At 63.3% G+C, this 11743-nt stretch carries 12 protein-coding genes and 1 pseudogene; 6 read left to right on the top strand and 7 right to left on the bottom strand.

Annotated elements, in window-relative coordinates; all coding sequences use genetic code 11:
* Positions 1-211: 211 nt before the first annotated feature.
* The 3 genes from ACSKB8_RS28300 (at position 212) to ACSKB8_RS28290 (ending at position 2459) form a co-directional block, all read left to right on the top strand.
* Positions 212-1537, top strand: coding sequence for an LLM class flavin-dependent oxidoreductase (locus tag ACSKB8_RS28300; RefSeq protein ID WP_438107766.1), 1326 nt, complete (start codon positions 212-214; stop codon positions 1535-1537).
* A gap of 124 nt (positions 1538-1661) precedes the next feature.
* Positions 1662-1829: a 50S ribosomal protein L33 gene (gene rpmG / locus ACSKB8_RS28295; protein WP_007603295.1), complete on the top strand. Its 168-nt coding sequence runs from the start codon at positions 1662-1664 to the stop codon at positions 1827-1829.
* Positions 1830-1928: 99 nt separating this feature from the next.
* The gene (locus ACSKB8_RS28290; RefSeq protein ID WP_370985848.1) at positions 1929-2459 is read left to right on the top strand and encodes a hypothetical protein; all 531 of its coding nucleotides are present in this window, start codon (positions 1929-1931) and stop codon (positions 2457-2459) included.
* Positions 2460-2785: 326 nt separating this feature from the next.
* Here ACSKB8_RS28290 and ACSKB8_RS28285 read toward each other — a convergent pair whose 3' ends face one another.
* Together ACSKB8_RS28285 and ACSKB8_RS28280 are read right to left on the bottom strand one after the other, a co-directional pair.
* Complete coding sequence (locus ACSKB8_RS28285; RefSeq protein WP_438107765.1) at positions 2786-3889, bottom strand: DUF6745 domain-containing protein; 1104 nt, start codon at positions 3887-3889, stop codon at positions 2786-2788.
* Positions 3867-4214, bottom strand: a complete 348-nt coding sequence (locus tag ACSKB8_RS28280) for a hypothetical protein (RefSeq protein ID WP_370985845.1) — start codon at positions 4212-4214, stop codon at positions 3867-3869. The genes ACSKB8_RS28285 and ACSKB8_RS28280 overlap by 23 nt, the downstream gene beginning before the upstream one ends.
* 144 nt (positions 4215-4358) lie before the next feature.
* On the opposite strand from ACSKB8_RS28280, the gene ACSKB8_RS28275 reads away from it, so the two are divergent.
* A protein-coding gene (locus ACSKB8_RS28275; protein WP_438107764.1) for an IS5 family transposase occupies positions 4359-5107 on the top strand; the annotation gives its coding sequence in 2 pieces (ribosomal slippage) (positions 4359-4683 and positions 4683-5107; 750 coding nt in all).
* Positions 5108-5123: 16 nt separating this feature from the next.
* Here the strand turns inward: ACSKB8_RS28275 and ACSKB8_RS28270 are convergent.
* Both ACSKB8_RS28270 and ACSKB8_RS28265 read right to left on the bottom strand, forming a co-directional pair.
* Positions 5124-6518: an ammonium transporter gene (locus tag ACSKB8_RS28270; RefSeq protein WP_438107763.1), complete on the bottom strand. Its 1395-nt coding sequence runs from the start codon at positions 6516-6518 to the stop codon at positions 5124-5126.
* A gap of 397 nt (positions 6519-6915) precedes the next feature.
* A pseudogene (locus tag ACSKB8_RS28265) lies at positions 6916-7214 on the bottom strand (MFS transporter); the annotation flags it as partial.
* 75 nt (positions 7215-7289) lie between these two features.
* On the opposite strand from ACSKB8_RS28265, the gene rpmG (ACSKB8_RS28260) reads away from it, so the two are divergent.
* Complete coding sequence (rpmG, locus tag ACSKB8_RS28260; protein WP_438107762.1) at positions 7290-7457, top strand: 50S ribosomal protein L33; 168 nt, start codon at positions 7290-7292, stop codon at positions 7455-7457.
* Positions 7458-7592: 135 nt separating this feature from the next.
* Here the strand turns inward: rpmG (ACSKB8_RS28260) and ACSKB8_RS28255 are convergent, their stop codons facing one another.
* The 3 genes from ACSKB8_RS28255 to ACSKB8_RS28245 form a co-directional block, all read right to left on the bottom strand.
* Complete coding sequence (locus ACSKB8_RS28255) at positions 7593-7715, bottom strand: hypothetical protein (RefSeq protein ID WP_276339337.1); 123 nt, start codon at positions 7713-7715, stop codon at positions 7593-7595.
* 121 nt (positions 7716-7836) lie between these two features.
* Positions 7837-9573, bottom strand: a complete 1737-nt coding sequence (locus ACSKB8_RS28250; protein WP_438107761.1) for an adenylate/guanylate cyclase domain-containing protein — start codon at positions 9571-9573, stop codon at positions 7837-7839.
* A gap of 169 nt (positions 9574-9742) precedes the next feature.
* Positions 9743-10975 carry an MFS transporter gene (locus tag ACSKB8_RS28245; protein WP_091895942.1) on the bottom strand — a complete coding sequence of 411 codons (1233 nt, stop codon included), beginning with the start codon at positions 10973-10975 and terminating at the stop codon, positions 9743-9745.
* 130 nt (positions 10976-11105) lie between these two features.
* Here ACSKB8_RS28245 and ACSKB8_RS28240 point away from each other — a divergent pair, with 130 nt between their 5' ends.
* On the top strand, positions 11106-11708 hold the full coding sequence (locus tag ACSKB8_RS28240; protein WP_438110706.1) for a TetR/AcrR family transcriptional regulator: 603 nt from the start codon (positions 11106-11108) through the stop codon (positions 11706-11708).
* Positions 11709-11743: the final 35 nt, after the last annotated feature.

The following is an 11743-nucleotide window of genomic DNA, read 5'->3' as shown; positions in this document are numbered from 1 at the left end:
ATTCCGGGGCGCGCGCAGCGCGAACCCGGAATCCGATTCATCCACCGTGTCTGCAGCTCGATGGATTCCGGGCTCGCGCCAAGAGGCGCGCCCCGGAATGACGTGCTGAGAGATCTGCAAAAAACGAAATAATCTTCCCGCCGCCGCCAATGGCGGAGTTCCGCCGCATGCCTATGTCTTTCGCAACGACACCCAAAACGGACACCGGGCGATGGCACAACGGCAACTCAAGCTTGGCGCGTTCATGCGCCCGATCAGCATCCACACCGGCGCCTGGCGCTATCCCGGCGCCTGGCCCGACGCCAATTTCAACATCAGTCACATCAAGCAGCTGATTAGGAAGCTCGAGGCCGGCAAGTTCGACGCCTTCTTCATGGCCGATCACCTCGCCGTCTTGAACATGCCGATCAATGCGCTCAAGCGCAGCCACACGGTGACGTCGTTCGAGCCGTTCACGCTGCTGTCGGCGCTGTCCGCCGTCACCGAGCGCATCGGCCTGATCGCGACGGGCTCGACCACTTTCGACGAGCCCTATCATGTCGCGCGCCGCTTTGCCTCGCTCGACCATCTCAGCGGCGGCCGCGCCGGCTGGAATATCGTCACCACCTCGAATCCGGATGCAGCGCTGAATTTCGGCCTAGACGATCACATGGAGCACGCCGAGCGCTACAAGCGCGCCCGCGAGTTCTACGACGTCGTCACGGGCCTCTGGGATTCCTTCGCCGACGATGCGTTCGTGCGCGACGTCGAGAGCGGCCTGTTCTTCGATCCCGCGAAGATGCACACGCTCGACCACAACGGCAAATATCTCAAAGTGCGCGGCCCCCTTAACATCGCCCGTCCGGTGCAGGGTTGGCCGGTGATCGTGCAGGCCGGCGCGTCCGAAGACGGCAAGCAGCTCGCGGCCGAAACGGCTGAAGCCGTGTTCACCGGCGGCGGCAGCCTCGCCGACGGGCAAAAGCTCTATGCCGACATCAAGGGCCGCATGGAGAAGATCGGCCGCGATCCCGAACACCTCAAAATCTTGCCCGGCGCCTTCGTCGTCGTCGGCGACAGCGTCGATGAAGCCAAGGAGAAGCGCGCGCTGCTCGACAGCCGCGTGCATTACGACAGCGCCATCGCCTCGCTGTCCGTCATTCTCGGTACCGATGCCTCCGGCTTCGATCCGGACGGCCCTCTCCCCGACATCCCCGAGACCAATGCCAGCAAGAGCGGCCGCCAGCGCATGGTCGATCTCGCCGCCCGCGAAAAGCTCACCGTGCGCCAGCTCGCCCAGCGCGTCGGCGGCTATGGCGGGCTGTCCTTCGTCGGCACCGCCAAGACCATCGCCGACCAGATGGAGGAATGGCTGGTCGGGCGCGGCTCGGACGGCTTCAACATCATGTTCCCGTTCCTGCCCGCCGGCCTCGACGATTTCGTCGACAAGGTCGTGCCGGAGCTGCAGCGCCGCGGGATTTTCCGCAAAGAGTATGAAGGGCCCACTTTGAGGGAGAATTTGGGCCTGCCGCGGCCGAAAAACCGGTTCTTCGAGGCCTGATCGGGCCGATTTGGGTGGTTTCAGTCCCCTAAAACCTTGACATCAGGCGGTTTCTGGCTAGGTTGCCGGCCAACGCGGGCCGTTTGGCCGGCTCCAGATTCCCCAATTTTCTGAGGTTCAGAACATGGCCAAAGCGGTCACCATCAAGGTCAAGCTCGTGTCCTCGGCCGACACCGGCTTCTACTACGTCGCCAAGAAGAATTCGCGCACCATGACCGACAAGCTGGTCAAGAAGAAGTACGACCCGGTCGCGCGCAAGCACGTCGAATTCCGCGAAGCCAAGATCAAGTAAGATCGCGGGACGCTGAACGACTTTGACGGGGCCCTTCGCGGCCCCGTTTTTATTTGCGGCCGTTTTTATTTGCGGTCGATGGTCGTAGCCTCCACGTCCATGAGCGCAGCCCTGGACGAGGAACATGTCGGTGGCTACTCGGTCGCTTATGGCCGCGACGATGTCTATTTCCCGGTTTACGTCACGGCGGCGCTGGCCGCGATCTTCTGCACCGCCGCGTTTCTCACCGGCGAGTTCTACTGGCTTGCGCTCGCGGCGCTCGCGGCCGGGTTTACCTACTACAATATTCCACTGCTCGAGACCGGCCGGCCCACGATCGGCGCGAACCAGTACGGCATCTTCGTCCAGGCCTTCGGCCTGATCCGCTGGCGCGCCATCGAGCGCATCGACCTTGTCGAGATCGCCGAGCGCGCCATGACGGTGCATGAACTCCAGATCGTGCTGAACGCGCCGCTCACCAGCGCGCTCGTGGCCGACTGGCGCAAGCAGCCGTCCTGGCGCTGGCTGATGCGGCTACCCTGGCGGATGAGCCACACCAACATGGTGCGGATCAATGTCGAGCCGTTCGATCAGCCGCCGGACGTGATCCATCGCACCTTCCTGCGGATGTGGCGCTACTACCGCAGTTAAGGCGGGTGAAATTGGGCTTGGCTGGTTGCCATGGAGAAGATGCGCTCCCTCCCCCGCTCGGGCTGGGGGAGAGGGTGTCTCCGCAATCGAGAACCCCCAAGAGGAGAAAGCCCTCACCCGGCGCTTCGCGCCGACCTCTCCCGCACGCGGGAGAGGTCGAGTGATCCCGCGGCTCGATCGATTCAACCAAAGGCCATTCTGCTCTAAAGCATGATCCGGAAAAGTGCGAAGCGGTTTTCCGGAAAGATCATGCGTAAACAACAACCTAAAGCGCGATGACGATTCATCCAAATCTCATCGCGCTTTAGCCGCCAAGAAGATGTGCCTCACGTCCTCACCACGAGGTGTGCATAGGCCTCTGCCCTCATGCCGTAGGTCCACGCAACCGCTTCGCGCGGCGTGTGCAGATTGGCCGGCACTTGGAGGAAGAAATGCCTGCGCGTGCCGTCCGGCTCGGGCGTGGCGTTGACGACCTCCACGGCGGCCCAGGCGTCCGCGGCGAGCCAGTTGCGGCGCCACAGGATTCCGGTCTCGTCCTCGGCCACGCGGGTGGCGCCGCCGAGCGCGACGTAACGCTCCGGCGTCATGATCTCGATCATGCAGCGGCGGACCTGGACGTCGATCTGGTCGTCGATCGCAGCGAGCGTGATCCGGTCCTGGTGCTCGATGATCCAGCGTGGCACCTCCACCCCGCGCCAGGCCCAGATCGACCAACCGTCGGGATAACGCAGCGCCGGACCGCTGGCGTGATGCAGCCGGTCGCGCGCATCGCCGCATAACAGGTTCGGTCGCTCCGCGAGCCAGCAGGTGTGCTCGTGCGGCAGCAGCCAGCCCACGCCCGTCGCGAGTTGCATCAGGCCGCGCAGCGGCTCGGTCTCGGCGTGCAAACCGAGGACCTCGCGGAGATAGTCGTAAGCACCCAGCCACGACAGATCGTGCGGCCCCGCCGCGCAGCTCGAAAAGCTCCGCGGGGCGGTGAGCGCCTGCAGCACGCCAGCGAGCGACAGACCGGTTCGGCGCAGCTGGCCCAGCACGGACAGGTTCTGCTCCGGCACGTTCCGAATCACCGCCTCGGCCGCAGCAGTGACCAGCGCGTCCGCGGGATTGACTGCGCTGTCGACCGCGGCAAGCACCTTCCGGTGAATCCGCGCCTCGATTTTCGAAATGATTTGACGGCGAAGCCGATCGACGAGCTGAAAGCGGAGATTGCGGCCGTCATCGCGCGAAACGACAAGCCCGGCCAGCGCCTGCGGGCCGTCGCACCAGACGATGCGGGCCGGCGGCTCCAGTCCTGCAGCACGATAGGCAAGCCGCACGCCCTGCTCCGCGCTGTCGCGATCGGCAGGCGCGGTCGAGCGTCGGACGGCTCTCCACCGTGCACGGTAATCGCCCAACGCCGCCGTCTGCTCAATCGGCGAGGACGCGCGCATCTCGCGGCCCCAACTCACGCTGGCGGCGCACTCGATAGGTCCCGCGCGGCAGCGTCAGCGGCGCATGCTCCTGATGCGTCACCCGCGCATAGGCCGAGGCAATCTGGAGATGCCCGAGATAGAGCCCGGCCGGAATGTCGCGCGCCAGATCGTCGTCGCGAAACAGCGTCACGCGCTCGCGGATCGCATGACAATGTCCGGTGGCCTCGCCCTCCAGCAGGACCAGCGGCACACCTTCGGCGGTCTCCGTGAGCGCTCCCGATGGCGCGACATCGGACACCCGCTCGATCAGCAGGTCACCTTGCGCAAAGATCTCGGTCATCATGCCTTCTCCCGTGCCGACGCATCCGCTGGATGTGCGGATGGCCGGATTGGTTCAACATTGCCGTCGGCGATCTAAGGCCTGTTTACAGACAGGATTCCCAAATCAGTAGAAAATTGATTCAAGGCTGAAAATTGGAGATCAGCCTTGATTCGATTGATGTTGAGCGATGCGCAGTGGGAGCGGATTGCGCCGGAATTGTCTGGCAAAGCCGGTGATCCCGGCGGCACCGGGCGTAACAACCGGCTCTTTATCGAAGCAGTTCTTTGGATTGCGCGCACGGGCTCGCCGTGGCGAGATCTGCCGGAAGCGTTCGGCAAGTGGTTCACAGTGTATACGCGCTTCTGGCGCTGGGCGCAGAAGGGGGTCTGGGAGCGGGTCTTCAAAGCTCTCTGTGACGATCCCGATTTCGAATATGTCCTGATCGACGGCACACTCGTCCGGGTCCACCAACATGGCACCGGGGCAAAAGGGGAACTCAAAATCAGGCCATAGGCCGCTCGCGTGGTGGCCTGACTACCAAAATCATGGCTCTGGTCGACGCACTCGGCAATCTCATTCGCTTCACCCTGCTGCCCGGCCAGCGTCACGACAGCATTGGCGTCGAGCCTTTGATCACTGGCCTCGATTTTGAAGCGCTGATCGGCGACAAGGCCTTCGATAATAACTGGCTGCGCGCCAATCTGAACCAACGCGGCGCCGCAGCGGTCATCCCGTCCAAGGCCGACCGCGCCGGGCGCATCCCGCACGACGCCGAAATGTACAAATGGCGCCACCTGGTCGAGAACTTCTTCTGCCAGCTCAAGGCATTCCGCCGCATCGCAACTCGCTACGAAAAGACAGACGCCTGCTTTGCCGGCCTCCTCAATCTCGTCGCGGCTTTCCTCGCAAACTAGCGACTGTAAACAGGCCTTAGTGCACGACCTCGCCATGCAGTGCGAGATCGAGACCGTCGCGCTCCATATCCTCCGATACCCGCAAGCCGACGAAGAGCTTGACCACGTAGAGGATGATCAGGCTGACGACGGCATCGTAGACAAAGACCGTGGCGACGCCGATGCACTGGTTGACGAACTGGATCGGGTTTCCCTCCAGCGCACCCGCAGTGCCGCCATATTGCTCGACGGCGAAAACGCCGGTGAGCAATGCGCCGACGATGCCGCCGACGGCGTGGACGCCGAAGCAATCGAGCGCATCGTCATAGCTGAACATGGCCTTCAGCCCGGTGCATCCCCAGTAGCAGAGGGCGCCGGCCGCGATCCCGATCACGAAGGCCCCTACCGGGCTGACGAAACCGGACGCCGGCGTGATGGCGACGAGGCCCGCGACCGCCCCCGAGCAGATGCCGACCACCGTCGGCTTGCCCTTGAGCGACCACTCCACCAGCATCCAGGTGAAGCCGGCGACCGCAGTTGCGATCTGCGTCACCAGCATCGCCATGCCGGCCTGCATGCCCGCCGTCACCGCGGAGCCGGCGTTGAAGCCGAACCAGCCGACCCAGAGCAGCGAGGCGCCGATGAAGGTCAGCACCATGTTATGGGCCGGTCCCGTCTCCTTGCGCTTGCCGAGCATGATGGCGCACATCAGGCCGGCCACGCCGGCATTGATATGCACCACGGTCCCGCCGGCGAAATCGAGCACCTTGACCCAGGCGGCGTCGTTGCCGGAGGCGAAGATGCCGTCAGGGCCCCATACCCAATGCGCGATCGGCGCATAGACGAAGATCGCCCACAGGCCGATGAACCAGAGCATCGCGGAGAACTTCATCCGCTCGGCGAACGCGCCGGCAATCAGCGCCGGCGTGATGATCGCAAAGGTCATCTGGAAGCAGATGTAGACGCTCTCGGGGATCGTCGCTGCGAGCGGATTGGGATTACCGATCCCGCCCTTGCCGATGTCGCTGAGGATATCCTTCAGAAACATGCGGTCCAGCCCGCCGATGAACGGCGTGCCGGCGCGGAAGGCCAGGCTATAGGTCAGGATCGCGAACAGGATGGTGACGAGGCACGTCACCGCAAAACTCGTCATCACGGTGTCGCCCACGTTCTTCTTGCGCACCATGCCGCCATAGAACAGCCCGAGACCCGGGACCGTCATCATCAGCACCAGCGCAACGGAGGTGAGCATCCAGGCGGTGTCGCCAGGATTGGGCGTGCACTTCTCGAGGATCTTGCCGCCGCAAGCGGGCGGGGCCGCATCCTCGGCCAGCGCGACCTCGCCGAGGGCGAGGTAGAGAAGCGCAATTCCCACCAGCGCGACCAACAACGTCACGAGCCTTTGGCGCGTGGATGTTCTCGACTCCATCATCGTCCTCCCAAGTCGCAAGAGATGTTTTCTGGGCATTGTTCGAGTGGAACCGCGGAAACGATCGTTCGCGCCGGCGTGACGACGCCAGCGCGATCAGCTCGGGTTTTTGGGACACAATGATCGCGGCTCGGCGCGATGAGGTCGTCGAGCCTCGATGACTGGAGACTGGCGGCGACCAGCCTCATGGCTTATCGGCCTTTCCCTTGTCACCAGATCGGAAAGCGTCAGAGACGTTCCAATTCCTGATCAAAGGACGTGCAAGATTCGCACCATCGATGCGATTCATTCAAGCTACTGAATGCGCAGCGATTCCAGTTTGCTGCTTTGCGGCAATCGCGCGTTGCGCTGCTTCACGCAGCAGCGCATCGCCCAACAAATAAGCAATCGCTGACGATGCCTATACGGTTCGCAGCACGGGTGGCGCCGTCGGCTTTATCGCAAACGCGATCTGAACGATGCCGGCGGCGAGCCCACCGCGACGCCGATCCGCCAAGCCATGTTGTAGGAGCCGAGCGCGCCATAGATCAGCCCGCCGCCATAGGCGCCGACGAAGCTACCGACCTGGTGGCTCATGAAGGCGAGCCCGTGAATCATCGCCTGCCATTGCAGGCCGAACATCTCTGCGACAGCGCCCGCAACCAGCGGCCCGACGCCGAGCCAGAGGAACCCCATCAGCGCGCCGAACACCAGCGTCGAGGCTCTGGCTAGGTTGCCGGCCAACGCGGGCCGTTTGGCCGGCTCCAGATTCCCCAATTTTCTGAGGTTCAGAACATGGCCAAAGCGGTCACCATCAAGGTCAAGCTCGTGTCCTCGGCCGACACCGGCTTCTACTACGTCGCCAAGAAGAATTCGCGCACCATGACCAACAAGCTGGTCAAGAAGAAGTACGACCCGGTCGCGCGCAAGCACGTCGAATTCCGCGAAGCCAAGATCAAGTAAGATCGGCGCAGCGTTGAAGAGTTTTGCGGGGCCCTTTCGGGCCCCGTTTTTATTTTGCCCGCTCGCCCCTCTCGTATCCCAGCCGCCATGCCGATGGCGCGAGCCTGGTTCGTCGCGAAGGTTCACTCCTGCACCTTATTCCAGGAAGTAGACGCTCGTAACCAACACGGCGATCAGTACGGCACAACCAAGCAATGCAACGGTAAAGCAGATACGTGCTGGGATTGAATACGCGTCAAAGTGCGGCTGTTCGATCATGCCACGCCTCCTCTCACCATCTGGCGGGAGCGCGATCATTAATCTCGGCAGCCTAGCCCTGTGGAACCTTGGTTAAAAGTCAACTGTGCTGACGCATCGGCCGCCTGGTGGCGGATCCCGGTTATTCGGGAAGACCTGAAGCGCGCATTGCTTCGATCAGAGGTGTTGCGAGCACCGGCACGCAGCCGATGGCGGAGCACTGACCATTGCTGCTGAAATTGGGCTGAAGTTGCATCACGCGCTCGGCGGCTGCATTCGCATCTTCCATTCGTCCGAGTTTGGCAAGCGACGCTGCCAGAAACATGTGCGAGACGCTGAAACCTGGTTTGCTGCGAATGGCCCGTTGCGCTGCCGCCGCAGCATCTTCATAGCGTCCGCGAAGAAAATGCCCCATGCAAATGCCATGCAGCGCTGCGGTAATCCACGGATCGAATGGACTAAGCCGGATACCCCGCTCGCCCCATTCGATGGCGCGCTCGGCTTCCCCTCCCCAGCCCAAGATCAACGCGCCCCAGGAATAGCCCCACGCCGCCGACGGGGAGATTGCCAGGGCGGCCTCGAACGTTTCCAGAGCCAAGATACGGTCATGTTCGACGAGACCGATAGCGATTGCGGCGTAGACGAGTGCCGGGGCATCGTCGGGGCCAAGCGCCACTGCAGTATGCGCGTGCCGTATCGCGGCCGTGCGATTGTCTTCACGCCTTCCCGCTCGGAGATACAGTATTTCATTGCAGAACGCCGTCTGGCCGTGCGCGAGCGCGTAGTTCGGCTCGAGCAGAAGTGCGCGCTCGAGCAGTGGCACTGCCTGCGACGCGCCCTCCGGCATCCCGGTGTCCACTAGAGGCGTCGCACGTAACACGAGGTCGTAGGCGTCGAGATTATCAGGGCGCTTGCGCTTCGCCCGTTCAATTTCGGCCTGACGCACGCTGGGCTCGATCGCGGCGACGGTGCTCACGGTAATTTCGTCCTGCAAGGCAAAGATGTCGTCGACCGCGCGGTCGTAGCGATCTGCCCAGATATGGGCCCTGGTCTCCGCGTCAATGAGCTGCGCTGTGATCCGTACGCGGTCGGCCGCCCGCCGCACGCTGCCTTCCAACACGTAACGAACCCCCAGTTCGCGTCCAACCTGCCTGATGTCAACGGACCGCCCCTTGTAGGTAAAGGTCGAATTGCGGGCGATCACGAACAGCCATTTGAATCGGGACAGCGCAGTGATGATGTCCTCCACCATGCCATCGGCGAAGTACTCTTGTTCCGGGTCGCCGGACATATTCTGAAACGGGAGAACCGCGATTGAAGGTTTGTCGGGTAATGACAGCAGTCGATTGCTCTCCGCAGTCGCTGGCTTCGCATTGGCAAGCTTGACTCCATATAGTCGAACCGCCCGATCGATGTTCTTCAGCGATCGTTCGCCTAGATCATCGAACTCGAATGTCGTCTTTCCCCTGACTTGTTCGAACGCATTTCCCGACAAGCACACGCCGCCCGGCACGCACTCGTTCTCAACGCGTGCAGCCACATTCACGCCATCACCGAAGATGTCGTTTTCGTCGCTGATAATGTCGCCGATGTTGATGCCGATGCGAAAGGCAATCGGTCCTTCCCGGCCGGCCATCTTCTCTTGAACGGTCATGGCGCAAGTCACCGCGTCGACAGCGCTGGCGAATTCGACCAGGAGGCCATCGCCAGTTGTCTTGACGATCCTGCCCTTGTGCTCCGCAATGGCTGGATCGACGATTTCGCGGCGAATGACCTTAAGGGCTTCGAGCGTGCCGACCTCATCGGCGCCCATTAACCGCGAGTAACCCGCAACGTCCGCTGCCAGCACCGCCGCTAACCGTCTCTCAACGCGCGCCATAGCCACCGCCACCCTGCCAGTCTGGTTAATATAGCAGGATGAACATCTTCCGTCCCAGCCGGACGAAAGGCCGGGGTCTGGACGCCGCGCCTGGTCCGCTTCGGGGGCACGAGCGGCTGTTCGCGACCAAGCGGCGCGACGCTTGCTTGGCGCTTACGAACGCCCCTCGCTACGCCGCCTTCAACACCGGCGGCTGCGACGGCCGGATCAGCGCGAACGCCACCTGCACGATGCCGCCGGCGAGGCCCAGTGCCACGCCGATGCGCCAGGCCATGGTGTAGGAGCCGAGCGCGTCGTAGAGCAGCCCTCCCCCGTAGGCGCCGAGGAAGCTGCCGATCTGGTGGCTCATGAAGGCGAGGCCCTGGATCATCGCCTGCCAGCGCAGGCCGAACATCTCGGCGACCGCGCCCGCAACCAGCGGGCCGACACCCATCCAGAGGAAGCCCATGATCGCGCCGAACAGCAGCGTCGAGAATGACGTCGCCGGCAGCATGAAATACCAGGCGAGCGCCAGCGAGCGCAGGATGTAGATCGCACCCAGCAGCGCCAGCTTGTTCCAGCGCTGCCCGGCCCAGCCGAAGAACAGCGAGCCCAGCACGTTGAAGCCACCGATCATGCCGAGCGTCTGCGCGCTCAGCATCGGGTCGAGGCCGCAGATCGCCAGATACGACGGCAGATGCGTGGTGAGGAACACGAGCTGCATGCCACAGACGAGATAGGCGCAGGTCATCACCACGAAGGATGCATTGCCGAACGCGGTCCGCGCCGCAATCGCGGCGGTGGCATCGTCGATTTCGTCGGCGGCCGGCTTGGGCAGCGGGATCTGGTCGACGCGACCGGCGTACCAGGCGGCGGGGATCATCAACACCGACATGATGACGAAGCCGGCAAGGCCAATGCGCCAGCCAAAGCCCTCGTTGAGCATCTGCCCGATCGGCGCCGACAGCAGCGCGCCGAGCGAGCCCGCGCCGGAGACGATGCCGAGCACGGTCGAGCGCACCGTCTCAGGCACCGCGCGCGCCGCCACCGACATCGCGATCGCAGCGGCCGTGCAGGCCAGCGAGGTGCCGATCAGAACGCCGGCGCCGATCATGATGCTGACAAGCCCGTTGGCGGTCGCCATCAGCGCGAGGCCGACGATGTACATCAGCGCGCCCACGATCATGATGGGACGAAAGCCGTAGCGCTCGGTCATGGCGCCGGCGAGTGGCTGGAGAAAGCCCCAGGCGAGGTTTTGCACGGCCAGCGCCAGTGTGAAATCCGACACCGAGATGTGGATGTCATGCGTCAGCGGCTGCAGGAAGATGCCGAGCGACTGCCGCAGTCCCATGCTCAGCGTCAGCATGATCGAGGCGCCGATCAGGATGGGCAAGGTCGGACGCAGGACCTGCAACAGGGGCATTTTTCTTCTCCCTTTTGGGCACGGCGCGAACGCCGCCGTCTGCTTTTGCCGTTGATTTTGGGTACACAGACCTGTGTACTTAGGCTATAAAGGGCCGGTGCTGTCAAGCGAACAGGACGCGCGCTACCGCATGGCTCCCCCGCCCGCCCCACAGACGATGAAAGAGCGGATCCTTCAGACCGCCGACAAGCTGTTCTATCTGCAAGGCATTCGCGCCATTGGCGTCGACACCATCGCGGCCGAGATCGGCATTTCCAAGCGCACGCTCTACAACCACTTCCCCTCCAAGGACGCGCTGATCGCGGCTTACCTCGAGCGCCGCTTCGTCAGCGCGCGCCCCTCCGACAAGCCGCCGGCCGAGCAGATCCTTGCGACGTTCGATTCGCTGGAGCGACGCTTCGCCGCCAAGGATTTTCGCGGCTGCCCGTTCGTGAATGCGGTCGCCGAGCTCGGGCCTTCCGACCGCGCGGTGAAGAAGATCGCAATCGCCTTCAAGGAAAGCCGCCGCGTCTGGTTTCGCGATCGGTCGAACGAGCTCGGCGTTGCGGATGCGGAGGCGCTCGCAACGCAGCTCGTGCTGCTCGTCGACGGCTCCATCGCCCAGGACCTCGTCCGCGACGATCCGGCGATGGCCAGGGCGGCAAAGGAGGCCGCAAAGGTGCTGCTGCGAAATGCGGGGGTGGATGTGGGGGATGATGCGAAGCCGGTGAAGGACAAGTGTCCGCCGCAGTGATCGCTGCCACCGCATCACTCGGTGTCATCACCCGC

The sequence above is a fragment of the Bradyrhizobium sp. BR 1432 genome (genome assembly GCF_051547705.1).
GTDB lineage: Bacteria > Pseudomonadota > Alphaproteobacteria > Rhizobiales > Xanthobacteraceae > Bradyrhizobium > Bradyrhizobium zhanjiangense.
The sequence above is the reverse complement of the archived record's forward strand: the minus strand, read 5'-3'. Positions and strand labels throughout refer to the sequence as shown.

Coding starts and splice junctions, on each gene's coding strand:
- ACSKB8_RS28270 (WP_438107763.1), bottom strand. CDS start 6,518: ATGATGGAGTCGAGAACATCCACGCGCCAAAGGCTCGTGACGTTGTTG.
- rpmG (WP_007603295.1), top strand. CDS start 1,662: ATGGCCAAAGCGGTCACCATCAAGGTCAAGCTCGTGTCCTCGGCCGAC.
- ACSKB8_RS28300 (WP_438107766.1), top strand. CDS start 212: ATGGCACAACGGCAACTCAAGCTTGGCGCGTTCATGCGCCCGATCAGC.
- ACSKB8_RS28290 (WP_370985848.1), top strand. CDS start 1,929: ATGAGCGCAGCCCTGGACGAGGAACATGTCGGTGGCTACTCGGTCGCT.
- ACSKB8_RS28255 (WP_276339337.1), bottom strand. CDS start 7,715: ATGATCGAACAGCCGCACTTTGACGCGTATTCAATCCCAGCACGTATC.
- ACSKB8_RS28285 (WP_438107765.1), bottom strand. CDS start 3,889: ATGCGCGCGTCCTCGCCGATTGAGCAGACGGCGGCGTTGGGCGATTAC.
- ACSKB8_RS28245 (WP_091895942.1), bottom strand. CDS start 10,975: ATGCCCCTGTTGCAGGTCCTGCGTCCGACCTTGCCCATCCTGATCGGC.
- ACSKB8_RS28240 (WP_438110706.1), top strand. CDS start 11,106: ATGGCTCCCCCGCCCGCCCCACAGACGATGAAAGAGCGGATCCTTCAG.
- rpmG (WP_438107762.1), top strand. CDS start 7,290: ATGGCCAAAGCGGTCACCATCAAGGTCAAGCTCGTGTCCTCGGCCGAC.
- ACSKB8_RS28250 (WP_438107761.1), bottom strand. CDS start 9,573: ATGGCGCGCGTTGAGAGACGGTTAGCGGCGGTGCTGGCAGCGGACGTT.
- ACSKB8_RS28280 (WP_370985845.1), bottom strand. CDS start 4,214: ATGATGACCGAGATCTTTGCGCAAGGTGACCTGCTGATCGAGCGGGTG.